A 24302-nucleotide genomic window follows, 5' to 3' on the forward strand; every position below is an offset into this window, starting at 1 on the left:
CATGAAACGCCTTCAACTGTTGGTAACCGTCTCCGTAAGGAGACGCTGAACATGCAGAAGTCAGCAGAGGCCATAGTACCCGAGTAGAGGACGCTTGAATGGGGAAGGGCCGAACATCAAGTCAGCATGCGATCCATGTCTTTTGATACGGTACGTCGAAGCAGAATTCTGTCAAGGAACTACTTTTGAAGAGCAGGGGTGAAGCCCCGAGGGTACAAAAGAGGGCTGAGTATCGTACAGCAAGCACGGAGTCCGCATGTGCGAAGGAAGGAACATCATTATGGATTTGCTGGAAAAAGTCTTATCACGGGAAAACTTACGGATGGCACTCCAACGAGTGGAGGAAAACAAAGGTGTCGGTGGAGTCGATGGTGTTTCAACCGAACAACTACGCGATTATCTACGTGAACACTGGCAAGCCATCCGCGAGAAGATGGAAAGGGGAACCTATAGACCTTCACCTGTTCGCAGAGTCGAAATCCCGAAACCTGACGGTGGTGTAAGGTTATTAGGCATTCCCACCGTGGTAGACCGCTTTATTCAGCAGGCCATCCTCCAAGTGTTAACGCCGATCTTCGACCCCACCTTCTCGGAATCTAGCTATGGGTTCCGTCCAAAACGTAGCGCTCACATGGCAGTAAGGAAAGCGCAAGCGTATATCTCCGAAGGATATCGTTTCGTGGTGGACATCGATCTAGAGAAATTCTTTGATCGCGTAAATCATGATATTCTAATGAGCCGTGTGGCTCGAAAAGTTCAGGACAAGAGAATTTTAAGACTGATTCGTTCCTACTTGAATGCGGGGATCATGATAAATGGCGTCTGTACAACATCAAGTGAAGGAACACCGCAAGGTGGGCCGTTAAGCCCACTTTTGGCAAATATCCTACTTGATGATTTGGACAAGGAACTCGAAAAGAGAGGCCACCGTTTCTGCCGCTACGCAGACGATTGTAATATCTACGTGAAAACAAAACGGGCAGGGGAACGAGTAAAGAAGAGTATTCAAAACCACTTGGAGAAGGTACTAAGGCTAAAAGTAAATGAGGAGAAAAGCGCGATAGACCGACCATGGAAACGAAAATTCTTGGGCTTTAGTTTTACCTTTGCAAAACAGACAAGGATTCGCATCCACCCCAAATCCCTCCTCAAGCTAAAAGAGAAAATCCGCACGATCACGAATCCGGTGTGGAGCATCTCGATGGAGAAGCGGATTGAAAGAATAAATCAGTACCTCATGGGCTGGATTGGATATTTCGCCCTTGCAGACGCGAAGGGCATTCTACAATCCATTGAGGAATGGACAAGGCGCAGGCTCCGTCTTTGTTTGTGGATGCAGTGGAAACGCGTGAGAACCAGATATCGAGAACTTCGTTCTCTTGGCATATCTCACGTAAAAGCCATTGAAATTGCAAATACCCGCAAGGGTGCATGGCGTACCACAAAATCTCCGCATATACACAAAGCCCTCGGCATTGCCTACTGGCAACAACAAGGGCTGAAAAGCTTAGTGCAACGATATTCTCAAATTCGTCAAGCTTGGTGAACCGCCGTATACCGAACGGTACGTACGGTGGTGTGAGAGGACGGGGGTTAGTCGCCCCCTCCTACTCGATTTGGTCAGGTTATTTGCGGGGAAGCTGCTCCATCGCCATTCGAACCAATTCCTTTACCATGCCCCCGCCCAGCTGACCGCCGATACGCCCTGCATCATGAGCGGACAACTGGCCGTTGTATCCGTTTTGCAAAGGGACATTCAGCTCCTGGGCAACCTCAAATTTCGCCTGCTCGGGTTGATTGACACCGGCCACCCTGGCCTTCAACTGGTCCAGTCCTGCCTGTGCTTGCGGTACGAGAGGACGTCTTCTACGCCTGCTCATGCAAATCACCTCACAGGTAGTTTGCCCATTAAATCAGCGCTTTTCTCTCTTTAAAGTTTTCATTTGCATAGTAGGTGTTGGCAACCAGCAGGTTGGGGCCGGCACAAGAGGCAGCCGGACAGTAGCAGTTGATGTTTTGGTTCAGCGGGTGCTCCTGCCAGCGGCTGAACATGGTATCCAAACGGTCGGTCTGGATGTTGCCCAAAGGAGCGACATCTCCGAAATCAGTGACGATGACGTCTCCGGTAAAGACGTTTACGTTTAGTCTGTTTCGGCCGTCCGGATCGTTGCGTACCGTTACGTTTTTGGCCTCCCGCAGCTTCAGGATCAGTTCTCTGTCCGCCTCCAATGGACTGCAGGCAAAGAACGGCAAGGTGCCAAAGAGCATCCACAAATTCTCATTGCGGATTTCCAGCATGTGTGCAACAGCTTGACGAAGCTCATCCAAAGTCAAAACATCCAGTTCACGTGCGAAATCGCTGGCGTACATGGGATGCACTTCGTGACGGAGGCAGCCCATTTCCTGAATCTGCTTGTGAAGGACATCCAATTTCTGGTATGTCCGGGGGTTTAGCATTGTTTCGGCAGAGACAAAAACGCCGGCGTCGGCAAGCTTCTGCGCATTGGACCACATCGTGGCAAACTGCTGTTCAGCCTGTTTGGAAGAAACCATCTGCCTGCTTTTTGCGTAAACAATGGTACGGAACTCTTCGGGCGTCGCCCAGTTCCAGGACATGTGCATCACATCTATGTAAGGCAATATCATTTCATACCTGGAAAATGGCATCGACAGATTGGAGTTGATCTGGGTGCGAAGGCCTCTGTCCGTCGCGTAGCGAAGCAGCGGGAGAATGATTTCCTTGACGGTGCGCTCGCTGTACATTGGTTCTCCGCCTGTTATACTGATAGTAGCGAGGTCCTGCGCTTCATCCAGACGATTCAGGATGGTCTGGATCGGCAGGGCAGGATCGTCTTTGAAACGAAGGGTGTCACCAACTGCACAATGCTCGCAGCGGAGGTTGCACAGGTTGGTAACCGTAAACTCGACACTTGTCAGCTTGTAGGCAGGCGGCGTCGCATGAAAAAGCGGCTCCCACGGGTCGTGCTGAGGTGTAAGCGGTGTAGTTGGTACCATACGGATCATGGATTGACCCCTCCTTCATTCTGCGTACATTCCTCTAATTATACTGATGATGGAACGGAAGGAGAATAGATAAAACATGATTATGGGGATTTCTTTTGCTCGCGGTGTCCTGTTTCATGATCGGAACGTCCTGGCTTGTGCGGAAGTCAAAAACGGTGTGATTGAAGTATGGGCCGAGAAAATCAGCCTGCGTACGATCGGCAAGCTGTGGGTGCGGATCTTTTTCTCTTTCCCTTGGTACTACCAACTGTTGCATCTGGGTCTTGTCTTGTATGTGCTCGCGGCGCTGGTCTACCCGGAAGCAGCTGTAGTCGATCCGTGGTGGGCAGCCATTTATGTGGCCGGTTTCCACTTCGTGTTTCCACGTGAATTGAAAAAATTTCACGGTGCCGAGCATAAAGTCTTCAGCTACAGAGGAGAGAAGCGGCTGGAGTCGTGGGAGGAAATCGCCCGGGCGGACATCGTGAACGCCGGGTGCTCAACGAACCTCGTCGTCTGTTTTTTTGCCGGATTTCTTCTGGCCATTCCGTTCGTTCCGCTCGCTTTTGGCGTAGCTGCCGGATGTGCGGGAATTTTTATCGGGATGGTAGGGGATAAGCTGCTGCGAAAATATTGCGGCTTCCTGTACCGCATTTCGGCTTTCTTCCAGCGGTACTTGACCACCAAAGAACCAAACCGCCTCCATCTGGAGACAGCCATCCGCTCCTATCGCCAATTTGAGTACATTCGCAGCAAGGAATTGCAAGCAACCGAGGCAGCATAAGAAAAAACCGCTCTCCATCATCATCTGGAGAGCGGTTGTTCTTCCAATTTGCGGTAAATCTTGCCCTTGTCCACGTAAGACTGGCGGATGCGCCGAAGCTCCTTGAAGTCGTCTTCCGTGAGCTCGCGCTTGATTTTGGCGGGCGAGCCGATGACGAGAGTGCGAGGAGGGACCTTCATACCCGGTGGGACGAGCGCTCCCGCTCCAACCATTGCTTCCTCGCCGATCTCCGCTCCATCCATCACGATAGAGCCCATGCCGATCAAGGCGCCGCGGCGAATCACGCAACTGTGCAGAACGACATTGTGTCCGATCGTCACTTCGTCTTCCACGATCAACGGGTTTCCCGGACTTTGATGCAGCGTGCTGTTGTCCTGCACGCTTACCCTGCGCCCGATGACGGTGGGAGCAATATCTCCGCGGATGACGGTATTGTACCAGATCGACGTATCCTCTCCAATCGTAACATCGCCGGAGATGACGACGCCTTTTGCAAGAAAGACAGACTCATGAATGCGGGGGACGTGATTCTCAAAAGGTAACAGCAGCATCGAAATCTCTCCTGTCTTGGGGTATGGCTTGCAAATGACATCCCATATTGTACTACAACGCTGCTGCATTAACAATTTCCAGTGCTTCCAGCGGCTTTCGGTTGACCGGGAAACACAGATATGGTACATTATTTATTGCTGATTCATGCGAGTGGGCAAGGAATGCGGGTAGTCGCTGCCGCGGCCTTTATGGTCGGCGGTAGAGGAAAGTCCAGGCTCGCCCAGACTGAGATGTCTGGAGTGTTCGTACCTGGTGCAAACCAGGGCAGCGAGGCATTTGCTTCGCTGACGGCGTGGAAAGGGTTCTCTTCCAGAGACCCGAGTACGCTGAAAGTGCCACAGAAACGTAGCTTCCCTGGCGACAGGGGAGATGGAACGCGGTAAACCCTGCGAGCGAGAAACCCAAATTTGGTAGGGGAACCGTCCCGAAGGAACTGAACGGAGGGACGGATGGCATCTCGGATGCCATAGATAGATGACTACCGCTCTTGGTGCGAGGAGCAGATCCGTTTGCAGCACGGGAGAGACAGAACCTGGCTTACAGCATTCCTTGCTTATCACGAAACAACGAAAACCGTCTGAGTTCATTCAGACGGTTTTTTTGGCATTTGCGCTAATTTACGAAGAAATGGTGATGTTGTACTCTCTCATCCACAGGTCAATCGATGCCAGGTAGGCAAACATCTGCGGGCTGCCCATCAGTTGGCCGAAATAGGGTTTTCCCGAGGCCTGAGCTTCTGACATCGCGAAGGCTTTGACCCGGGTTTGGTCAATGACTTGATGCAATGGCGAAGAGCTGTCCTCCAGCACGTTCAAGAGCCAGGAGCGCGTTGCTTTCGTATAGGCCGGGTTATGTGTTTTCGGGTATGGACTTTTTTTGCGGTACAGCACTTCTTCCGGAACGATTCCTTCCAGTGCCTTTCTGAGAATCCCTTTTTCGCGATTACCCCAGTTTTTTAGCTCCCAAGGAATATTCCAGACGTATTGCATCAGTCGATGGTCGCAAAACGGAACCCTCGCCTCCAGGCTTGCCTTCATGCTCATTCTGTCTTTCCGATCCAGCAGGGTATTCATAAACCAGGTGAGATTCAGATAAAACAGCTCCCGTCTTCTAGCCGCAAGCGGGTTTTCGCCAGGCAAGCGGGGCACCTCGTCGAGCGTCTCCTCGTAGCGTTGGGCTACATATTCCTCGGGCCTGATCCAGTCTCTCATCTCGGCGGAAAGCCAGCCGGCACGCTCCCGGGTAGCTTGCGCCCAGGGAAAGGTATTTGCGCCAAGCAGCTCTTCCCGATGGAACCACGGATAGCCCCCGAACATCTCGTCGGCGCATTCTCCCGACAAGACGACAGTTGTCTCTTTCTTGATTTCCCGGCAGAACAGATAGAGAGAGGAGTCGACATCGGCCATCCCCGGAAGATCACGGGCGAAAAGTGCGGTATGCAGGGCGCTGACCAATTCAGGGGTATCGAATTCGAGGGTGTGGTGAACGGTGCCGAACCGTTCGGAGATCAAGCGGACGAAAGGAGCGTCATCGGTCGGCTGGAAGTCGCTTTGCTGGAAATGAGAAGCGTTGTTCACATAATCGATGGAGTAGGTATGGAGAGCGCCTCGGCCTTCCTCCTGAAACACAGCTGCAGCGACCGCCGTGATTGCGCTGGAATCAAGACCGCCGGACAGCAGTGTGGCGATCGGGACATCCGAGACAAGCTGCCGTTTGATCGAGTCGGCCAAAAGCTGGCGCACGGTGGCAGCCGTCTGTTCGACATCATCCTCGTGAGGCTGGCTCTCCAGGCTCCAGTAGCGCCTGATCGAAACGCCTTCGCGAGAAATGGTCAGATGGCAGCCAGGGCGCAGCTCATGGACGTCATGAAAGACGCCGTGCCCAGGGGTGCGCGAGGGTCCGAGCACAAAAACCTCTGCCAGTCCTTCCCGAGACAAGACGGGTTTTACCAAAGGATTAGCCAATAAAGCCTTCAACTCCGAAGCGAATAAAAAAGCGGTCCCTCTTTTCGCGTAAAAGAGCGGCTTTACCCCGAGACGATCACGCGCCAAAAACATTTGCTGCTTCTGTTCATCCCAAACAGCGAAGGCAAATATTCCATTGAGCTTGTGGATGCAGTCTGCTTCCCATTCCATATAAGCGGCGAGCAGAACCTCTGTATCCGAGTGGGAGCGAAAAGAATGGCCGCGGGTAATCAGCTCGCGTCGAATATCTTCCGTGTTGTAAAGCTCCCCATTGTAAACGAGCGTATACGCCCGCCCATTTTGCTGTCGTGACATAGGCTGACGCCCACCGGCAGGGTCGACGACGACCAGACGGCGATGACCGAAGGCCGCATGCTTGGAGTCTGCCCACCAATATCCTTCTTCATCCGGTCCCCGATCCGTTAAAGTCCGCGTCATTGCTTGCAAAACAGCGTGTTCTTGGGTAAGATCCTTCTCCCAATCGATCCAGCCGGTAATTCCGCACATTCGTCTTCACCCTTCCTGCTGTAGAAAATTTAGGCAAAAGCTATCATATGCAAATCACCCGTCCCGTTTGTCTGTCCCGGCAGGGAAAGCGGGGGAAAAAGCGGAATTGTTAGAATATGCCTATTTATGACTTTTTTCGGAGGTAGGGCCTTGGAGCATTTGACGCTGCTGTTGATCGAGAGGATGGGCATCCTGCTTACCATCGCCTTTATCCTGACGAGAATTCCGCTGTTTCGCCAATTACTCGACCGCGAGCTGCAATTATGGACGTCGGTGGCGTACTCTTTATTATTCGGACTGTTCGGCATTGCGGGCACGTATGCGGGCGTGGTCGTCCACGAGGAGACGTACAACCCGGCTTTTTGGATTTTTCCGCTTCAGCCAAGTGAAGTTATTGCAAACTCAACTCTTGTCGGTGTTGTGATCGGCGGCCTTCTCGGAGGGCCGTTCGTAGGACTGGGTGCTGGCCTGATCGCGGGCTGCCATTTGTTCAGCTTGAGTGGTCTTGGCGCCTGGGCGTTTGGCTTGTCCAGCCCGATTACGGGCCTTCTGGCCGGATACGTTGCCCGCTTTTTCTCGCAAGAGCGCGTAATTTCTCCGTCCAAAGCGCTGTTCATCGGAATGTTTGCCCCGATCATACAGATGTCGCTTTTGCTCATATTGGCTCAGCCTCCCGAGCTCGTCCGCACGGTTGTGAATATTATCGGCATCCCCATGGTGCTTACCAATAGCATTTCTATCGCTATTTTCACAACGATGATCCGCGTCGCTCTCCGCGAAGAAGAACGCTCTGCCGCGATGGAGGCGGAGCGGGCCTTCACGATTGCCGAACGCATCCTGCCCCACTTGAAGATGGGCTTGACTCCGCAGACGGCCCAATCCGTAGCGTATATCCTACTCAGAGAGGCGAAGGCCAGCGCAGTCGCCGTGACAGACAGAGAGCAGCTTCTAGCCCACGTAGGCGCGGGATCGGACCACCATGTAGCCGGGGAGCCGATACGCAGTGAGCTGGCCCGCCTCGTCATCTACACCGGAGGGATACAGACGAGTCTTTCCCGCGAGCATCTTCCGTGCGAGCGAAACAATTGTCCGCTGCAGGCAGCCATTGTCGTCCCGATCCGAGAAGGAGAGAGCGTCGTCGGGCTGATCAAGCTGTATTTCAAGCGGCCGCAGCAGATCGGCAAAATTCAGGGGGCGCTGGCTAAAGGTCTGGGAAACCTGTTGTCCAACCAATTGACGCTGACCCTCGCAGAGAAGATGAAGGGGTTAATGAAGGACGCAGAGCTGCGAATGCTTCAGGCTCAAATTCATCCCCATTTCCTGTTTAATACATTAAACTCGATCGTTACGCTGATTCGGATCAACCCCGATCTCGCCCGCCACATGACGATTCAGCTGGGGGTTTTCATGCGGCTCAACCTGAAAATGACCTCGACGCCGCTCGTATCCGTCGGGCAGGAGCTGCAGCACCTGAATGCGTATCTGGAAATTATCAGCATACGCTTTGCAGAGCAATTTACGGTTTCGCGCGAGGTAGAGCCGGGTGTGGAGCAGGCGTTGATTCCGTTCGGCACCTTGCAGCCGTTGGTGGAGAACAGCATCCAGCACGGCCTTAGCGGAAAGCCGAGCGGCGGACGTATCGCCATTGCGGTCAGAGAGGAGAGTGACTGCATCTCCGTCGTGGTCGAGGACAATGGTGCAGGCGTTCCGGAGCCGCTTCTGGACAAGCTGGGCAATACGCCGCTTGAGAGCAAAGACGGCAACGGCATCGGCGTATACAATGTCAACCAGCGTTTAATCAGCCTTCTCGGTCCGGAATCGAAGCTCCATTTTTCCAACCTGCCGGAAGGAGGCTGCCGCATCCAGTTTGCAATTCCACATAGACGAGGAGAAGATGCCTGATGCAGATCCGAATCATGATCGCAGAGGATGAAAGGCTGGCGAGGGAGGAGCTGGTCTATTTGCTGGAGCAGGAGGCCGATGTGGAGGTACTGCCCTGTGCGACAAATGGCCGCGAGCTTCTGCAGTTGGTAGAGGAATACGAACCGGACGTGGTGTTTCTCGACATCAAAATGCCGGAGCTGGAGGGGGACCAGGCCGCGCGCATGTTGGCCGCCCGCAAGAAACGGCCTCTGCTCGTATTTTCCACTGCACATGAAGACTACGCTGTCGAAGCGTTCAAGCTGAATGCGGTCGATTACCTGTTAAAGCCGACAGAACCGCAGCGGCTGAAAGAAACACTGCAACGGTTGAGGAAACGGCTTTCGGAAACGGCTCCGCCATCTGCTTTGCCGAATCCCTCGAAGGTAGCGAAGATGATCATCGAGGACAACAACCGTTTGGTGGTGATCGATCCCAGCACCGTGATGTACGCTGTCCGGGATGAGCGAGTCGTTCAAATCTGGACGGAGTCGGAAGTGTATACGACGCGCATGACATTGCAGCAGTTGGAGGAAAAGCTCCAGGCTTACCCGTTCTTTCGGACGCATAAAAGCTACCTGGTAAACCTGCAGTATGTAAGCGAGCTTCAGCCGTGGTTCAACGGCGCGTACAATCTGATCCTGAAAGGGCCCAATCCGGTTCGGCTTCCCGTCTCCCGGACCGCAGCAAAAGATCTGCTGAAACGCCTGGAAGGGTAGAGCTTGACTTTGATCCCGTATTTTTTGCTTTTGACGCGCTACTTTTTGCATGTCGCGCGCAAATGTAAACAATATTGGGAATTTTTTTGTAAAATAAGGAAGCGCTTTCAATGGCGCGGTTACACATTCTTGACAAGGGGAGATTCCACAATGGGAAATACAAGCTCGACAGCGAAGGCCATGTCTGAGAAGCAGACGTCTGTCCAGTACACGTCTATCATCCGGTCGGCGACGTTTCAGGAGCTGCTTAGACGAAAAAAAGCATTCATCGTACCCTACTCCATTTTCTTTTTCTTGTTCTACTTTACTCTTCCCATCATGACCTCCTACTTTCAAGTGTTGAACAAACCCGCCTTCGGGGCGATTACCTGGGCCTGGGTATTTGCCTTCTGCCAATTTATCATGACCTGGGGACTGTGCATCATCTATTCCAGGAAATCGCGGCAGTTTGATGAGCTGGTAGAGAAGATCAAGCAAGAGACGGGAGGCAAAAGCGCATGAATGTAATGGCATTTTTACTCTTTTTGGCAATTGTTGTGTTAACGCTTGTTATTACGTATTACGCCTCCAAACGGACCAATAGCACTAGCGAGTTTTACACGGCGGGAGGAGGACTGACCGGTTGGCAGAACGGCCTTGCCATCGCCGGCGATTACATGTCCGCGGCCTCTTTCCTCGGGATCGCCGGAATGATTGCTCTCTCCGGCTTTGACGGCTTCTTTTACAGTATCGGCTTTCTCGTCGCTTATCTCGTCGTGCTGTACATCGTAGCCGAGCCGCTGCGCAATCTCGGAAAGTACACGATGGCGGACATGATTGCGGCCCGGTTTGAAAACAAGCAGGTCCGCGGAGTAGCGGCTCTGAACTCCATCGCGATCTCCATTTTTTACATGATCGCCCAGTTGGTAGGGGCCGGCGCCCTGATCAAATTGCTGCTCGGTCTCGACTACACGACCTCTGTTCTGATCGTAGGCGTTCTGATGACGGTTTACGTCGTGTTTGGCGGCATGACGGCAACCTCCTGGGTGCAGATCGTCAAGGCGGTTCTGCTGATGGCCGGTACCTTCATTATTTCCGTAATGGTGTTTGCCAAGTTTGACTTCAGCGTGACGCAGATGTTCGAGCAAATGAAAACGGCAACGCCGCTGGGCGAAAAGTTCCTGAATCCGGGGAACAAGTTCAAGGACGGCCTCGATACGATTTCGCTCAATCTGGCGCTCGTTCTCGGTACTGCCGGACTGCCGCACATTTTGATGAGGTTCTTTACGGTAAAGGACGCCCCGACGGCGCGGAAATCTGTTGTGTACGCCACCTGGATTATCGGCTTGTTCTACGTCATGACGATTTTCCTCGGATTCGGCGCAGCCGCATTTGTCGGGGCGGACAAGATGGACCCTGCCGGAAACATGGGAGCGCCGTTGCTGGCCCAATTCCTAGGGGGCAATTTCCTCTTTGCGTTTGTGTCTGCCGTCGCCTTCGCTACCATTCTGGCGGTAGTGGCTGGTCTCGTACTCACGGCTGCATCAGCGTTTGCCCATGATTTTTACGGCCATGTCATTCGCCAGGGGAAGGCTACGGAAAGAGAGCAGATGGTCATGGCCAAATGGGCCTCTGTCGGCGTTTCGGTCATCTCGATCCTGCTTGCCCTGTTCGCGCAGAAGCTGAATGTCGCTTTCCTCGTTGCTCTTGCCTTTGCGGTAGCCGCCAGCGCAAATTTGCCGGTTATTATTTACACGATCTTCTGGCGTCGATTCAATACGACCGGGGCTGTTGTCGGTATGCTGGTAGGCTTGTTCAGCTCGCTGATCCTCGTTTTCCTCAGTCCGAACATCTGGAATCCGGAGGCGGGCAAGGCCATCCTGGTCGGAGAAGCTCTGTTCCCTCTCTCGAATCCGGGGATCGTCTCGATTCCGCTCGGTTTCCTTGCAGCCTGGCTGGGTACCTACTTCTCGAAGACCAAAGACGATGCGAAATACGATGAAATTGTTGTCAAAGCGAATACCGGGATGAAGGAATCCGCCTAGTCTCTGTACAATTGTAAAAGCAAAGGAAAGGTGTCGGGGGAGGCTCCGGCATCTTTCCTATGAAACGGGGGAGCGGCGATATGTCATCGGTCATCTTTTTTTGCAGCGTCATTATCGGCACGCTGTTCATCACGTATTCAGCGGCGAGCCGAACATTCAATACGAGAGAGTTCTACGCTGCGGGAAACCGGATGACCGGGCTTCAGAACGGGGTGGCCATCGCCGGAGATTACATGAGTGCCGCTTCGTTTTTAGGAATCGCCGGGACGATAGCAATGTACGGTTTTGACGGCTTTCTTTATGCGATCGGCTTCTTTGTGTCGTATTTGGTCATGCTGTTTTTGATCGCGGAACCGCTGCACAATCTGGGCAAATATACGCTGGCGGATGCGATTTCCGTCCGGTTTGAGAGCAAATGGCTGAGGGGTGCGATTGCCGCCGTCACGCTTTTGATCACAGTCTTTTACATGATTGCGCAACTGGTAGGTGCGGGGGCGCTGATCCACTACCTGCTCGGCATTGATTACGCTGCTGCGGTGATGGTCGTGGGAACACTGATGACCATCTACGTCGTATTTGGCGGGATGGAGGCTACCTCGTGGGTGCAAATCATCAAAGCGATTCTGCTGTTGACGGGGACGCTGATCATCTGCCTGATCGTCCTGTCGCGCTTTCACTGGAGTCTGGCGGAGCTGTTTGTATATGTCGGCGAAGCGACACCGATGAAAGAGCGCTTTTTGCACCCGGGAAACAAATTCAACCAGCCGCTGGACATCCTTTCGCTCAATCTGGCTCTCATATTGGGGACAGCCGGACTGCCGCATATCATCGTCAGGCTGTTTACCGTAAAAGATGCCCCCACGACCAGACAATCCATCATTACGGCGACATGGGTGATGGGTGCGTTTTACCTGATGACGATTTTGCTCGGTTTCGGGGCATCTGCTTTTATCGGATGGGAATATATCCAGGACGCCGGATTCGGAGGAAATCTGACGGTGACGATGCTTGCGGAAGCGCTTGGCGGAGAATTTTTGATGGCTTACATCTCGGCCGTGGCTTTTGCGACGATTCTCGCGGTGGTCACAGGTCTTGTGCTGTCGGCCTCATCGGCGTTTGCCCACGATTTGTACAGCCATATCATTCGCAATGGGATGGCTTCGGAACGGGAACAGGTATGGGTCGCCAAATTATCCTCGGTGGGAGTAGGAGTGATTTCCATCTGGCTTGCGATTGGCGCGCAAAAAATGAATGTTGCGATTCTCGTGGCGCTGACTTTTGCTGTGGCGGCATCGGCCAACTTTCCCCTGATCTTCTTTACCATCTACTGGCGCCGTTTCACCCTACAGGGAGCGTTGACCGGGATTGTCACAGGGGCACTGTCCGCCCTCATCCTCGTTTGTCTCGGGCCGTCGGTCATGGACCCCGAAAGCGGCATGATTCTCGCCGAACCGCTGTTTCCTCTCGCCAATCCCGGCGTGGTTTCGATCCCTCTCGGATTTTTCGGAGCCATCGTCGGTTCGCTTGCAAGCAGACCGGCTCCCGGCGCGTCCGATCACTACGATGCGGTATTGTTTCAGGCACACACCGGCACGCGGCAGGGACTGCGTCACAGCGTGGCAGCGAAAAGCGAATAATCTGCTGCAATCCGGCCCACCCTATAGGTCAGGGGGGAAGCGATATGAGTACGGACAAAGAGACTCGGACATCTGCCGAGGTGGATGTCTACGAGCAGGCCCGGATTTCCTTGGTAGGATTGATCCAGGAGCTGTGCGAGGCGCTGGATGAGACCGATGCGGAGGCATACAAGCGAAAAGGCTATGAGATGATCGGCCAGTATTACAAGACGCCCGTACATACTGGTGAATTGACTCTCACCTGTGCCGCTGTTCTCGAAGATATTTTGCACAAGCTGGAAATGACCCAGCAGGGCGACCAGGTAACGATGGTCAGAGGCCCTTACAGTATTATGAAGATGGATGATCATGAAAAGAGTTAAAAGACCCGTCTGGCGGGTCTTTTTTGCTTGCTGCATGAAAGTTTTCTAGTCTACCGGATGGTTATTTCATGGTAAGATAGATGGGAAATAGCAGCAGGGGAGCAGGCAGGAGGAAGACCCCATGAAATATGTCAACATCGATCAGGTAGAACCGGGCGATGTCCTGGGCAGAAGCATTTATACGAGCGACGGTCTGACCTTGTTGCAGGCAAACGTACAGCTAACCGTTGGAATGATCAATAAATTGCGCCGTTTTGGCGTTACGATGGTAAGCCTCAAGGACCCAAACCTGCTGGACGTGAACACGGAAGAGGTTTTAAGCGAATCGACGAGAAAAGACGCCATCCGCAATTTGTCCGCGGCGATCCAGTGCGTTCAGGCCGGAAAAGGAATCGATGTGCGCGGAGTCCAAAAATCCGTCAACAATATCGTGGATGAGACCTTGCGAAACCGGCGAGTTTTGTTAAACCTGGGTGAAATTCGCACGAATGACAATGCCCTGTACATACACTCCCTGAATGTTTGCATGATGGCTGTCGTCATGGGGGTTGGACTTGGATATTCCGTCAACCAACTAAAGGAGCTGGCGATCGGCTCTTTGCTCCATGACATCGGGAAAGTCGTCAAAGAGGAGGGAGACGCTTCGCCCTACAAGCAAAACAGTATCGAGAATCACCATACGTGGACGGGATTTAACCTGCTGCGCAAAAAGCACGAGATGAGCATCGTTTCTGCTCATATCGCCCTTCAGCACCATGAGTGGGTAGATGGCAGCGGCATACCCAGAGGTCTGATGAGCCACGAAATCCATGAGTTCGGGAAAATCGTCGCGATCTGCAACGCATACGACAATTTTATCTCTCCCTTTTCTGAAGAAGAGGAGACACTCCCGCCTTATGAAGCTTGCGAGCGCATCATGGGACTAGCAGAAAAAAGGTTTGACCACCAGATGGTCATTCAGTTTTTGCGGACAATTGCCATGTATCCGACAGGAACATCCCTGAAGCTGAGCACGGGAGAGGTGGGGATCGTGATTGATCAAAACAGGGGATTGCCCTCGCGACCAGTGGTTCGAATCATTCGCAAGGACAGAGTTGTCAATGAGCGAGTGGGGGACGACCACGAGATTCGGGATGTCGACTTGAGCGAAGAGACGACGATATTTATTACCGGCATATTGGAATAAGGCGAACAGACAGAAATCAGGGAAAAGTTTGCCTGATATAGGGGAGTTTCCCTACATACACCATCCTTTGTTTTTCCTAGAATGAAGTCAGAAAAGGGCGGACACGATTGCCCGATGACGAGGAAAAGGATGGTGCACAATGTCGATTCTAGTGCCGGTAGATGCTACTCCACAGTCTTTGCAAGCTGTAAAGTTTGCATTGGCTTTTACGAACGGAAATAACGAAATCTCTCTCTTGCATGTCATTCCACCGTTTTCATCCAGATTTGCTGTCAATCAATTGGGAAACAAGACTGTGCAAGAATTTCAGCTGGATGAAGCGAAAGAGGACCTGAAAGAAATCGTGGAGCTGGTCGAGCAGGCAAAGGTTCCGTACAAACTGAATATTCAGTTTGGAGAACCGCACGAGGCAATTGTGGAAGCAGCTCGCGAAGGCCATACGGCTGTCGTCATGGGGACACACGGATATGGCCGGATGACCGGTTATTTGATGCAAAGCGTCAGCTATCCAACAATCCACGATGTGGAGATTCCCGTATTTTTAGTGCCCGAGGCGGCGAAGATCAACGACAAGTGGAAAACGGTACTGATCGCAGTCGACGGCTCCGACCACGCCATGAAGGCAGCGCAGCAAGCCATCCGGATGGGCAAAGAGGATGGCACCCGGTTTGTTCTTCTGACCGCGGTGATTCCTCCGGTCGCTTACGCAGGCGTTTACGGGATTGGCTGGGAGGATACAGCAACACTGGAATCGTGGGGGAAACAGACGATCCGTCCATACGAGGAGCTGTTTGAGCAAGCACAGGTCCCTTACGAGAGCAAAGTGTTGATCGGAGACCCGGCTACCCTGATCAAGGAAGTTGCCCAAGAGACAGAAGCAGATGTAATCGTCCTCGGCCACCACGGCATGAGCGGCATTGCCGGAACGCTGATGGGCAGTGTCACCTTCAAGGTGATTTACCGGACGAAAACGCCTCTATTGGTCGTGAAATAAAGGAAATACAGGGTAATCCTACCAAAGGGAAGGCTGTACGGATTGAAGACTACCCATCGAGCAGCGGCTAATGAAACCTGTTTGCTCGATGGGAGCATTTCATATCCCGGACAGTCTGTTTTTATTGTTGGCGTTACAACTGCTCGGTTTCAAGAGACTGCTGGTGTTTCGGTTTCGAGAGCGGATGTTGTTGTTCTTGGTTTGATTGTGATTGTGGCGGTTCTGCCTCCATAATTTTGTTGACCCCGAGGGAGCCAAGCAGCAGGAAGAAGCCTGACAGGCAGAAGACCGTGATCAGAGAGGTCAACTCCATGAGCGGGCCGGCCACAAACGAACTGATCATTACCAGTGCCACAAAGAGCGGTGTCATGGTGCCATTCACACGCCCCACGTACTCTTCCGCTACCAAATGAATCATCTTCATGCTGAGTACAATTTGCAAAAATGCCAGCAGCACTCCGGAAAGCAGGCGCATCGTCCCAGTCAGCGGAGCAGAGGTGGAAAGTGCCTCAACGACAACCGAGACGGCAAAAAAGACAATGGCGCCGTGAATGACCAGCTTTCCGTTTAACTGCCTGTGCAGGGCGGAGGCGAGGATGCCTCCGAGCAGCATGCCGACACCCTCCAGAGCCGTAAACCACTGGATGGATTCTTTCGGAAGCTGCAGGCGGTCTGTCACGAGAAAGACCTCCAGCGGATTGATCAGACCCGAGCCGAGTCCAAGCATGGCAAACAGCCACACAATCCCCCTAAGATGCGAGTGGTGCCTGACGTAGCGAATGCCGTCCTTGATCTCAGCCAGAAGCGAGGTTTTTTCATGAGAGTCACTAACGGAAGAAGCGCGCTTTGACGAGGGCAAACCCAAGAGCATGAACGCGGACAAGAGAAACAAGAGGGCCATCGCAAACAAGGAGACATAGACGCCGGAAGCCTCATAGACAAACGTCCCCACGATCGGGCCAAAAAGGATAAACAGCGACCCCATGCTTTGGGAAACAGAGATGGCGGAACCTACCTGTTCTTCCGGAACGTGTATCTTAAAGACTTTGGCGGAAGCGGGCTGTGAGAATTGGGAAACGACAGCGGAGACAAAGGTAGCGAAAAAAACAGCGGACCAATAGCCTTTCCAAAGCAGTACGGCAATCACGCAGACGGAGAGCGAGCTGAGGAGATTGGCGGAAATCATGGTCCGCTTCGGGTCCCAGCGGTCTGCCAGTGCCCCGCCGATCACGGAGAACAACAAAATGGGAACATACTCGATAGCAGTCAGCAGCGAGACGGCGGTCGGGTTGTTGCCGCTGATTTCCATGACGAAGAAGAGCAGCGCCATGTTTCGGATCCAGACGCCGATGTTTTCCAGCAAATCGGTAGAAAAGACGATGAGAAAGACGCGATTGCGCCAAAGCTCCTTCATTCAGGTTCCTCCTAACTTTTGCAAACCGAACGGTCGGTCTAATGATAGCGTAAAAAAAGGGGCTATTTTTTCCCCGTCCCCTTTATGAACACATCAATAGACTTTCGCATGTACGTATGAAGCTGGTCCGGGTGGTCGTAGTATGCTGCGCTGCATACCCCGCTGAGAAAGCCGTCCAGAAGATAGGCCAGGGCCGCCGGATCGTCTGCTTCAAACTCGCCTGCCTCAATGCCCTTTTCAAAAATGGGGATGTAGACTTGATGGGCTGTTTTTGTCAGATTGATGACCTGCTCCAGAATTTCGGGTTCAGCCAGCTTGCTGCCGCTGAACTCCTCGGCAGCCTTTTTCAACGGGTGATTTAAAAAATCATCTACGAAAAAGTCAGCCAATGCATACAGCTTCTCCGTCGCTGTGGGGTAGGGAGCGGAGTACCTTGCCCATTTCTCTTCCCATTCCTGCTGATTCTTTTCCAGCAGATAGAGAAACAATTGCTCCTTGTTTTTGAAATGGTAGTAGAGACTTCCTTTGCTTGCGTCTGCTGCAAGGCAAATGTCCTCGATGGAAGTTGCGGCATACCCCTTTTGGGCGAATAGTTCTGTTGCTTTTTCGGCGATATGTTGCTTTGTCTTTTCGCCTTCGAGACGGCGGCGTGTCATGGCGGATACTCCTTTTTCTAGACTGAACGTTCGGTATAGATTAAAGGTAAAACAACTTCGCGGATTTGGCAAGGGAAATACATCTTTTTCGTTTCCATGCGAAGTCAAAGTCAACATTTCCCGCTGCACTCACTATTTGATGTCGTAAGCCATGCAGATGACCAGTCCCAGCTTTTCGGTCATCCGTTCTTCATAGACGCGGAATCCGCATTTTTCATAAAACGGGACTACCCCTCGGTTTTTATCCAACACGCCCAGATGAAGGGACGTGTAGCCGTTTTCTTTATACCATGCAATCAAGGTGTCCAGAAAATGCTGAGCGTATCCTTTTCCCTGATGGTCCTTGTGCAGCATGATGAGCCCGAGCCATGGATTGCCATCGCGAGGATTTCGCAGGATGAATTGGGCAATGCCGACGAGATCGCGGGTGGAGCGGGAACGGAGCAAGATGCTGTAGGAGTCTTCCATCGCCAGATTCTCGGCGTGGTCCGATTCCACTGTTTGGACAGTGACTTCCCGCTTGCCGTACGCATACTCCATGTAATCGGGGTTGGAATTGTAGACGGAGAGCAGCTCATCGAAATCGCTCTCCTCTACGGGAAAGTAAAGCAGGTGCTGGCTCGAAGCAGGAAATGGAGACGGCATCGGGTACCTCCTGAAACATTTTGATAGGATTTGAAGATGGATATTAATCGAAATAAAATGAAATGTCAATCTTGCAAATACTGCTCAAAATAAGGACCTCAGCCCAAGTCATTTCTTGCAGGGGAAAAGCAACGAAAATGATAGATGATCCAACAGGCAGGCGCATGACAAACCGGGTCCCGTAGAGGACAGCAGACTGAAAAAAACAAAGGTGGGGGAAACTGCAACTAATCAGCAGAGGGAAGGAGATGCAATATGTTTGTCGGTTGTCACGTCAGTATCAGAAACGGATACGCAGGAGCGGCAAAGGCAGCAATGGCGATCGGAGCGAACTGCTTTCAGTACTTCCCGAAGAATCCGAGGAGCATGGGCGTAAAAACCTTTGATGCCAAAGATGCAGCTTCGTGCAGGCGCTTTGCAAAGGAACACGGCATGCTATCCATCGGTCATACGTCGTATCCGACAAATCTTGCAGTGGAAGAGGAGGAGCTATACGAGCGGACTGTCGAACACCTCCGCAATGATCTGGAGATAGCGGAAGCATGCGGTTCACTCGGTGTAGTCGTTCACTTCGGGCACAGCAAGGGTGGCGACCCGCTCGAGGGATACAAGCGGATGATCCGGCTTTTGGATGAACTGCTCTGCGATTGGCGGGGAGAGGCGAAAATTTTGCTTGAAAACAATGCAGGGCAGGGAACCCGGATGGGGACGACCATCGAAGAGCTGGTGCAGGTGCGTTCTTTGCTCGCGGCACCTGACCGGGTGGGTTTTTGTCTGGACACCTGTCACGCTTTTGCCAGCGGGCTGTGGCGGGGACACGATTGGGACGAGGTTTGCGCTCACATGCGAAACGCGGGGTATTTTTCATCACTTGTCGCTGTTCATTTGAACGATTCCGTTTATCCGAGCGGCTCCTTCCGCGACAGACATGCTCCTATCGGCAAGGGTGAGATCGGGTTGGAGGCGTTCGCAGCATTCCTGCAAACTCCTGAGCTAGCGGACATCCCGTTCATTTTGGAAACCCCGGCACCGGCGGATGGAGGTCACCAGGAGGAAATTTCGCTGGTTCGCCGGCTGGCAGAGCAGAGAGATGGAGTCTTCGGTGTGGAAAAAGGAGCGACCCGTGTGGTAGAGTGAGGAATGAAGAGTTGTGTGTCGAACCAAGGAGGAACATACGTGAAAAGACGAGTGAAAGTAACAATCGAAGATTTTTCTTCCCTGCAGGAAAACCTGAACAATCCCGAAGAGCTCGCCCTCTACCAGGGAGCCAACGGACATACATACGATGCGGAAATTGAGCACGATGGCTATGCCATCATTGATGTGACCGAGGATGACTATATCGAGCTTGCCCCCGGCGAATATCAGATCATGATCGAAGAGTGGACCAAGGCAGGGAATATCGGAGACTGCACACTGGAAACCAAATCCGACCCGGCCGATGACAAGGCGATGCTGTACCGCCTCGTGGATGCGTCCGGAAATGAAAAGGAACAGCCGGTGTCGCTCTCCAAACAAGTCGTCGAGCTTCTGGGCAAGACTTGGTTTGGGAAAAATGCAAAGAAAGAAGAATAAAAAAGCAGCGTAGGCCGATCAAAGACATGCACTGTTAAAAGGGGCGGGTACGTTTACAAGTTCCGGACCAGCCCCGCGACAAGACTCCTGACAAGCCGGATGGAAGGCTAGCACCGGATGGAAGGCCGGCAATCGAAAAAAAACCGCCGACGCATTGCATGGGACTGATCCCATAATGCATCGGCGGTTTTGCTTGTTTTCTTACATTTCTTCCGGTGCTGCGAGTCCGAGAATGCGGAGCCCTTCCTTCAAGACCGTAACAACAGCCGCTACGAGCTGGAGACGCGCATTTTTCACAGCGTCCTCCTCGGCCAGGATGCGGACGTTTGCGTAGAACTTGTTGAAGGCCTGCGCGAGGTCGATCACGTACTTCCCGATTTGCGAAGGATCAAAGCCGTTGGCAGCGCGGTCTATCACTTCCGGGAATGCATTCAGAAGCGTAACGACTGCCCAGGCTTCCTTGCTGTCCAGCGCATCCTGAGGCAAGCTTACCGCTGCGGACGGTACATAGCCGCCTTTTCTCAGCAGGGAGCAAGCGCGTGCGTGCGTGTATTGGACGTAAGGACCGGTTTCGCCTTCAAAGGTGAGCATCTCTTCCCAGGAGAAATTGATGTCATTGAGACGATAGTTTTTCAAGTCGTGGAAGATGACGGCCCCGACGCCGACCTGGCGGGCGACTTCTTCCTTGTTGGCGAGACCAGGATTCTTTTCCTCGATCACTTTCTTGACGTCTTCGATCGCCTGGGACAGCACTTCTTCCAGCAGGACGACCTTGCCCTTGCGCGTGGACATTTTCTTGCCGTCCTTCAGCATCATGCCAAACGGAATGTGATGCATTTCCTTTGCCCACTCAAAGCCCATTTTCTCCAGTACCTTGTAGAGCTGTTGGAAGTGAAGGCGTTGCTCGTTTCCGACGACATAGAGCGCTTTGGCGAAGTCGTAGGTTTCATGGCGGTAGAGGGCAGCAGCAAGGTCACGCGTCGCGTACAGCGTGGCGCCGTCCGATTTTTTGATCAGGCTTGGCGGCATGTCGTATTCATCCAGCGTCACGACCATGGCGCCGTCCGATTCCGTCAGCAGGCCTTTTTCCTCCAGCATGGCGACGACGCGATCCATCTTGTCGTTGTAAAATGCTTCGCCGTGTGTCGAGTCGAAGGAAACGTTCATCAGATCGTAAATCTTCATGAACTCCTTCAGAGATTCATCGCGGAACCACTGCCACAGGTGGAGCGCTTCTGCGTCTCCGTCCTCCAGCTTTTTAAACCACTCGCGCCCTTGATCCTCCAAAGACGGATCGTTCTCCGCTTCTTCGTGGAAGCGCACATAGAGGCTGAGCAGTTCTTTGATCGGCTCCGCTTTTACTTTTGCTTCGTCGCCCCACAGGCGATACGCCACGATCAGCTTGCCGAACTGCGTGCCCCAGTCGCCCAGATGGTTGATGCGGACCGGCTGGTAACCGTGTTTTTCCATGATGTTGGCAATCGCGTTTCCGATCACGGTAGAGCGAAGATGCCCCATGGAAAACGGCTTGGCGATGTTGGGAGAAGAAAGATCGATCGGAACCTTCCGCCCTTTGCCGATGTCGCGGCTGCCGTAAGCGGCTCCTGCGGAGAGGATGGTGCCTACTACCTCTGCTGCGACACTTTGCTGATCGAGAAAAATATTGACGTACGGGCCAGCTGCCTGGACTTCGCGAACCGGCGTACCCGAGATAAGCGGGGCAAGCTCGGCTGCAATCACAGGAGGCGCTTTGCGAAGTGCCTTTGCCAGTTGAAAGCAAGGGAAGGCGATATCGCCCATGGCCGGATTCGGAGGCGTCTCCAGCATGTTGCGCACTTGCTCGGCCCCCAGCGTATCTACGCCTTGCTTGGAAAGGGCTGCAGAAATCATCTCAGCCACTTGATGCTTGTAACTCATAGTGATGCAAACTCCCTTCATCATGAAAAATAAAAAAACCTCTGCGTCTCTGATTGATCAAGAGACGAGAGGTATTCTCCCGCGGTGCCACTCTTTTTGCCATGCAGCCTTTACATTTCGGGCAGCACAGCCGCTTTGTTCTGCGATAACGGGCAGACCCGGCTGCCTTACTTGCTCCAGAGATAAACCGGGCAATCAGACAGCATCTCCGAGGTGCGATTCCTGCCGCCATCCTGCACCGGGCTTACACCATCCCCGGCTCGCTTGGGCATTTTGACGGAGTACTTTCCTCATCATCGATCCTTTATGATTCATCCATTATAGCGAAAAGGATGCGGCTTTCGCAACTCAATCATCCGCTTTTTTTATGATCGCATCGAGATCGCGAAACAGGTCGCGGGTCAGCGATTCTTTGTCTTCGGCAGCATTCCATTGCTGCTTGAACTGCTGCAGCTTCTCGAGCAAAGCCAACTCCGCCTCCGCGTCCTTTTCCAGATCGTGATTTTCACTCGGGTCGAATGGCATCAGCCGCTCATCCGTGCCGCTGCGAAGATAGGCGGTTTTCCAGTTGTCCGGAAACTGATAAGCCTGCTCTCCGAACAGAATCGCGAGAACATCGTCCGATTCAAGCGGCAGGAAGTGGTCGAATTCGTCGCGCCTGCCCCCTTCGGACAGATTGATATGTGTAAAGGAATACCGGAGATAGTGTTGGCCATTTTCGCTGTCTTTCACGACAGAATATGTCTCGAAGTCGGTTTGTTCCAGTTCTTTTACCGTTTCGATACGCGATAGGAATTCGTGCTTGTCACAAGGGTGTAGTGGATCCAAAGCGTTTCGCTCCTTTGCTTGGCTTCGACCTCATCATAGCAAAAGGGGCATGGATTGACAATGAGCGGGGACAGCGGGCGGACTGGAGCTGGAACACTAGTCGATCGGTATGTAAATTTTTATTTTCATTTGATCCGGGTACACGGACTGGCGGACATCGGTTATTTCAAAATCAGGTCCTTCTCTTCGCTCGTAGTTGGAATTCGGAAGCCAGGTGCCGTAAATATAGGTTCTTGTATTTTGGACAGAGCCGATCACCCTGAATTCGGCGTATTTCCCTGCCGGAAGCAGACAGTGGACAAAGCCATCCTCCAGCTCGCCATCCAAGTTTTTTACCTCTTCGCCGACGATGAACGTAAAGTCGCCGTTATCCTGGAAATCGCACGAAATGCCGTATGCCATGTCAGGGGCGGCTTTGTTGGGAATCCGCATATAGTGTCCATTCCTTCCGAAATCGGCATAGAAGCGGGGAATGTCCTCAAAGTAGCGTTTGTTGTTCAGATTTGTCTTGTAGGCGTACCCGACGATGGCAATGCTGTTTAATTGCACAATGTTTGGTTTGTTCATGCTTATTTCTCCCTTTGCTCGTTTTTGATCATCCAAAAAATCCAGCTTCTTTTGCAGGAAAATAGGTATGTTCGCCTTTCGGAACTTGGCCGGGGTGATGCCGAAAGTAGCTTCAAAAGCACGGGTAAACGCCTCCTGGGAGCCGTACTGGCAGGCGATAGCCAGATCAAGGATGCTTGTTTGCGTCTGTTTCAACAAAACGGCGGCCTCGCTCAGCCTTCTTTTTCGTATGTACTCGTGAACCGAAAAACCGGAGATCGCTTGAAACAGCCGTTGAAAATGAAAGGCGGAAAAACAGGCTTCCGCGGCAATATCCGCGATATTCACCTCCTCTTGAAGATGCTTTTCGATAAATTCGATTGCGCATTGAATCCGCTCGTAGTGATCCATACCTGCCTCCATTTCCCAGATGTGCTACTCCTATTGTACAGCCGGGAAGACGATGTTTTTTGATAATCTGTGCCGATTTGGCAAGTGATTGCTTGATTTCTTCAAAGTGCACCTGTTGGACAAGAAAAAAGAAGCCTGGATTCCAGGCCCCTTTTTCAAGCAGCTGCTTAGCAGTCGTTATTGCACCCTACGATGACCAGCAGGATAAACAGAACGAGCACTAGGGCGAAGCTGTCACCGAAGATATTGTTTCCGCAGTAGGATGTACTCATGTCGTTTTCCTCCTTTCCGATATGCTTTAGTCTATACACGGGAGTCATGAAGAGTGTGGGCGATTGACTATATGGGGCAAATATGGGCGCCGGACTTGCGTGGATACGGACAATTTCTTCATTGACGCGGGGGAGGGGGGGTGTTAAGATACTTTCAAACCTTGCAATTACTGGAACGAATCGAATAAAAAAGCGACATCTCTTATCCAGAGAGGCAGAGGGACTGGCCCGATGAAGCCTCGGCAACCGGAATTTTCAGGTGCCAATTCCAGCAAAGCCGTGTGCTTTGAAAGATGAGAGGATGCGTCAGGCGTATCGTATTCGCGGACAAATCCTCTTCTGCACACAGAAGAGGTTTTTTGTTTATCTGAGATGATCTGCTTTGA

General features: G+C 52.5%; 23 protein-coding genes, 1 other RNA gene, 1 riboswitch and 1 other annotated feature. Of the genes, 13 read left to right on the top strand and 11 right to left on the bottom strand.

What is annotated here, in order from left to right; all coding sequences use genetic code 11:
- The first annotated feature begins 280 nt into the window (after positions 1 to 280).
- The gene (gene ltrA / locus NSQ24_RS10815) at positions 281 to 1546 is read left to right on the top strand and encodes a group II intron reverse transcriptase/maturase (protein WP_024985202.1); all 1266 of its coding nucleotides are present in this window, start codon (positions 281 to 283) and stop codon (positions 1544 to 1546) included.
- 79 nt (positions 1547 to 1625) lie between these two features.
- On the opposite strand, the gene NSQ24_RS10820 is transcribed toward ltrA, so the two are convergent.
- Complete coding sequence (locus NSQ24_RS10820; RefSeq protein WP_003387415.1) at positions 1626 to 1880, bottom strand: alpha/beta-type small acid-soluble spore protein; 255 nt, start codon at positions 1878 to 1880, stop codon at positions 1626 to 1628.
- 28 nt (positions 1881 to 1908) lie between these two features.
- Positions 1909 to 3024 (bottom strand): radical SAM/CxCxxxxC motif protein YfkAB, encoded by a 1116-nt coding sequence (gene yfkAB / locus NSQ24_RS10825; RefSeq protein ID WP_031931754.1) that lies wholly within the window; start codon positions 3022 to 3024, stop codon positions 1909 to 1911.
- A 76-nt stretch (positions 3025 to 3100) separates the two neighbouring features.
- Here yfkAB and NSQ24_RS10830 point away from each other — a divergent pair, with 76 nt between their 5' ends.
- On the top strand, positions 3101 to 3787 hold the full coding sequence (locus tag NSQ24_RS10830) for a DUF1385 domain-containing protein (protein WP_003387413.1): 687 nt from the start codon (positions 3101 to 3103) through the stop codon (positions 3785 to 3787).
- A 20-nt stretch (positions 3788 to 3807) separates the two neighbouring features.
- Here the strand turns inward: NSQ24_RS10830 and NSQ24_RS10835 are convergent, their stop codons facing one another.
- On the bottom strand, positions 3808 to 4338 hold the full coding sequence (locus NSQ24_RS10835) for a gamma carbonic anhydrase family protein (RefSeq protein ID WP_003387412.1): 531 nt from the start codon (positions 4336 to 4338) through the stop codon (positions 3808 to 3810).
- 160 nt (positions 4339 to 4498) lie between these two features.
- On the opposite strand from NSQ24_RS10835, the gene rnpB reads away from it, so the two are divergent.
- An RNA gene (gene rnpB, locus NSQ24_RS10840) (RNase P RNA component class B) lies at positions 4499 to 4884 on the top strand.
- Positions 4885 to 4956: 72 nt separating this feature from the next.
- Here the strand turns inward: rnpB and asnB are convergent.
- Positions 4957 to 6810, bottom strand: coding sequence for an asparagine synthase (glutamine-hydrolyzing) (gene asnB, locus NSQ24_RS10845; RefSeq protein WP_171506771.1), 1854 nt, complete (start codon positions 6808 to 6810; stop codon positions 4957 to 4959).
- Between the two features lie 150 nt (positions 6811 to 6960).
- Between asnB and NSQ24_RS10850 the strand changes: the two genes are divergently transcribed.
- The 8 genes from NSQ24_RS10850 to NSQ24_RS10885 all read left to right on the top strand — a co-directional run bounded on the left by NSQ24_RS10850 (position 6961) and on the right by NSQ24_RS10885 (position 15652).
- Positions 6961 to 8712 carry a LytS/YhcK type 5TM receptor domain-containing protein gene (locus tag NSQ24_RS10850; protein WP_339167777.1) on the top strand — a complete coding sequence of 584 codons (1752 nt, stop codon included), beginning with the start codon at positions 6961 to 6963 and terminating at the stop codon, positions 8710 to 8712.
- Positions 8712 to 9449, top strand: coding sequence for a LytTR family DNA-binding domain-containing protein (locus tag NSQ24_RS10855; RefSeq protein ID WP_003387408.1), 738 nt, complete (start codon positions 8712 to 8714; stop codon positions 9447 to 9449). Before NSQ24_RS10850 ends, NSQ24_RS10855 begins: the two co-directional genes overlap by 1 nt.
- 150 nt (positions 9450 to 9599) lie before the next feature.
- Positions 9600 to 9950, top strand: coding sequence for a DUF485 domain-containing protein (locus tag NSQ24_RS10860; RefSeq protein WP_003387406.1), 351 nt, complete (start codon positions 9600 to 9602; stop codon positions 9948 to 9950).
- The gene (locus NSQ24_RS10865) at positions 9947 to 11473 is read left to right on the top strand and encodes a cation acetate symporter (protein WP_024985150.1); all 1527 of its coding nucleotides are present in this window, start codon (positions 9947 to 9949) and stop codon (positions 11471 to 11473) included. The genes NSQ24_RS10860 and NSQ24_RS10865 overlap by 4 nt, the downstream gene beginning before the upstream one ends.
- 80 nt (positions 11474 to 11553) lie before the next feature.
- A complete protein-coding gene (locus NSQ24_RS10870; protein ID WP_031931757.1) occupies positions 11554 to 13110 on the top strand; it encodes a cation acetate symporter in 1557 nt (518 codons plus the stop codon).
- A gap of 44 nt (positions 13111 to 13154) precedes the next feature.
- On the top strand, positions 13155 to 13472 hold the full coding sequence (locus NSQ24_RS10875) for a hypothetical protein (RefSeq protein ID WP_003387403.1): 318 nt from the start codon (positions 13155 to 13157) through the stop codon (positions 13470 to 13472).
- A 121-nt stretch (positions 13473 to 13593) separates the two neighbouring features.
- Positions 13594 to 14658 carry an HD domain-containing phosphohydrolase gene (locus tag NSQ24_RS10880; protein WP_339167780.1) on the top strand — a complete coding sequence of 355 codons (1065 nt, stop codon included), beginning with the start codon at positions 13594 to 13596 and terminating at the stop codon, positions 14656 to 14658.
- 139 nt (positions 14659 to 14797) lie between these two features.
- Positions 14798 to 15652, top strand: coding sequence for a universal stress protein (locus NSQ24_RS10885; protein WP_327955980.1), 855 nt, complete (start codon positions 14798 to 14800; stop codon positions 15650 to 15652).
- Between the two features lie 133 nt (positions 15653 to 15785).
- On the opposite strand, the gene NSQ24_RS10890 is transcribed toward NSQ24_RS10885, so the two are convergent.
- The 3 genes from NSQ24_RS10890 to NSQ24_RS10900 form a co-directional block, all read right to left on the bottom strand.
- Positions 15786 to 17066, bottom strand: coding sequence for an MFS transporter (locus tag NSQ24_RS10890; protein ID WP_003387400.1), 1281 nt, complete (start codon positions 17064 to 17066; stop codon positions 15786 to 15788).
- A 62-nt stretch (positions 17067 to 17128) separates the two neighbouring features.
- Positions 17129 to 17722: a TetR/AcrR family transcriptional regulator gene (locus NSQ24_RS10895; RefSeq protein WP_024985154.1), complete on the bottom strand. Its 594-nt coding sequence runs from the start codon at positions 17720 to 17722 to the stop codon at positions 17129 to 17131.
- A gap of 132 nt (positions 17723 to 17854) precedes the next feature.
- A complete protein-coding gene (locus NSQ24_RS10900; protein WP_003387396.1) occupies positions 17855 to 18367 on the bottom strand; it encodes a GNAT family N-acetyltransferase in 513 nt (170 codons plus the stop codon).
- A gap of 255 nt (positions 18368 to 18622) precedes the next feature.
- Between NSQ24_RS10900 and NSQ24_RS10905 the strand changes: the two genes are divergently transcribed.
- Both NSQ24_RS10905 and NSQ24_RS10910 read left to right on the top strand, forming a co-directional pair.
- Entirely contained in the window at positions 18623 to 19504 is an 882-nt protein-coding gene (locus NSQ24_RS10905) for a deoxyribonuclease IV (RefSeq protein WP_003387395.1), read from the top strand.
- Positions 19505 to 19543: 39 nt separating this feature from the next.
- Complete coding sequence (locus NSQ24_RS10910; protein ID WP_003387394.1) at positions 19544 to 19942, top strand: hypothetical protein; 399 nt, start codon at positions 19544 to 19546, stop codon at positions 19940 to 19942.
- A 201-nt stretch (positions 19943 to 20143) separates the two neighbouring features.
- On the opposite strand, the gene argS is transcribed toward NSQ24_RS10910, so the two are convergent.
- The 4 genes from argS to NSQ24_RS10930 form a co-directional block, all read right to left on the bottom strand.
- Positions 20144 to 21859 (bottom strand): arginine--tRNA ligase, encoded by a 1716-nt coding sequence (gene argS / locus NSQ24_RS10915; protein WP_003387393.1) that lies wholly within the window; start codon positions 21857 to 21859, stop codon positions 20144 to 20146.
- A 57-nt stretch (positions 21860 to 21916) separates the two neighbouring features.
- Positions 21917 to 22165 (bottom strand) — a binding site (T-box leader).
- A gap of 42 nt (positions 22166 to 22207) precedes the next feature.
- Positions 22208 to 22687: a hypothetical protein gene (locus tag NSQ24_RS10920; RefSeq protein WP_031931765.1), complete on the bottom strand. Its 480-nt coding sequence runs from the start codon at positions 22685 to 22687 to the stop codon at positions 22208 to 22210.
- Positions 22688 to 22783: 96 nt separating this feature from the next.
- Positions 22784 to 23644, bottom strand: coding sequence for an AraC family transcriptional regulator (locus NSQ24_RS10925; protein WP_122957735.1), 861 nt, complete (start codon positions 23642 to 23644; stop codon positions 22784 to 22786).
- Positions 23645 to 23811: 167 nt separating this feature from the next.
- Complete coding sequence (locus NSQ24_RS10930) at positions 23812 to 23916, bottom strand: YjcZ family sporulation protein (protein WP_003387390.1); 105 nt, start codon at positions 23914 to 23916, stop codon at positions 23812 to 23814.
- Between the two features lie 199 nt (positions 23917 to 24115).
- Positions 24116 to 24216: riboswitch (SAM riboswitch) on the top strand.
- Positions 24217 to 24302 lie beyond the last annotated feature (86 nt).

The sequence above is a fragment of the Brevibacillus sp. FSL L8-0520 genome, assembly GCF_037963895.1.
In the GTDB taxonomy this organism is placed as follows: Bacteria; Bacillota; Bacilli; order Brevibacillales; family Brevibacillaceae; genus Brevibacillus; species Brevibacillus borstelensis.

Excerpts from the sequence above, each read along its gene's own strand:
- ltrA (WP_024985202.1), top strand. The coding sequence starts at position 281 with ATGGATTTGCTGGAAAAAGTCTTATCACGGGAAAACTTACGGATGGCA.
- NSQ24_RS10820 (WP_003387415.1), bottom strand. The coding sequence starts at position 1,880 with ATGAGCAGGCGTAGAAGACGTCCTCTCGTACCGCAAGCACAGGCAGGA.
- yfkAB (WP_031931754.1), bottom strand. The coding sequence starts at position 3,024 with ATGATCCGTATGGTACCAACTACACCGCTTACACCTCAGCACGACCCG.
- NSQ24_RS10830 (WP_003387413.1), top strand. The coding sequence starts at position 3,101 with ATGATTATGGGGATTTCTTTTGCTCGCGGTGTCCTGTTTCATGATCGG.
- NSQ24_RS10835 (WP_003387412.1), bottom strand. The coding sequence starts at position 4,338 with ATGCTGCTGTTACCTTTTGAGAATCACGTCCCCCGCATTCATGAGTCT.
- asnB (WP_171506771.1), bottom strand. The coding sequence starts at position 6,810 with ATGTGCGGAATTACCGGCTGGATCGATTGGGAGAAGGATCTTACCCAA.
- NSQ24_RS10855 (WP_003387408.1), top strand. The coding sequence starts at position 8,712 with ATGCAGATCCGAATCATGATCGCAGAGGATGAAAGGCTGGCGAGGGAG.
- NSQ24_RS10860 (WP_003387406.1), top strand. The coding sequence starts at position 9,600 with ATGGGAAATACAAGCTCGACAGCGAAGGCCATGTCTGAGAAGCAGACG.
- NSQ24_RS10865 (WP_024985150.1), top strand. The coding sequence starts at position 9,947 with ATGAATGTAATGGCATTTTTACTCTTTTTGGCAATTGTTGTGTTAACG.
- NSQ24_RS10870 (WP_031931757.1), top strand. The coding sequence starts at position 11,554 with ATGTCATCGGTCATCTTTTTTTGCAGCGTCATTATCGGCACGCTGTTC.
- NSQ24_RS10875 (WP_003387403.1), top strand. The coding sequence starts at position 13,155 with ATGAGTACGGACAAAGAGACTCGGACATCTGCCGAGGTGGATGTCTAC.
- NSQ24_RS10880 (WP_339167780.1), top strand. The coding sequence starts at position 13,594 with ATGAAATATGTCAACATCGATCAGGTAGAACCGGGCGATGTCCTGGGC.
- NSQ24_RS10885 (WP_327955980.1), top strand. The coding sequence starts at position 14,798 with ATGTCGATTCTAGTGCCGGTAGATGCTACTCCACAGTCTTTGCAAGCT.
- NSQ24_RS10890 (WP_003387400.1), bottom strand. The coding sequence starts at position 17,066 with ATGAAGGAGCTTTGGCGCAATCGCGTCTTTCTCATCGTCTTTTCTACC.
- NSQ24_RS10895 (WP_024985154.1), bottom strand. The coding sequence starts at position 17,722 with ATGACACGCCGCCGTCTCGAAGGCGAAAAGACAAAGCAACATATCGCC.
- NSQ24_RS10900 (WP_003387396.1), bottom strand. The coding sequence starts at position 18,367 with ATGCCGTCTCCATTTCCTGCTTCGAGCCAGCACCTGCTTTACTTTCCC.
- NSQ24_RS10905 (WP_003387395.1), top strand. The coding sequence starts at position 18,623 with ATGTTTGTCGGTTGTCACGTCAGTATCAGAAACGGATACGCAGGAGCG.
- argS (WP_003387393.1), bottom strand. The coding sequence starts at position 21,859 with ATGAGTTACAAGCATCAAGTGGCTGAGATGATTTCTGCAGCCCTTTCC.
- NSQ24_RS10925 (WP_122957735.1), bottom strand. The coding sequence starts at position 23,644 with ATGGATCACTACGAGCGGATTCAATGCGCAATCGAATTTATCGAAAAG.
- NSQ24_RS10930 (WP_003387390.1), bottom strand. The coding sequence starts at position 23,916 with ATGAGTACATCCTACTGCGGAAACAATATCTTCGGTGACAGCTTCGCC.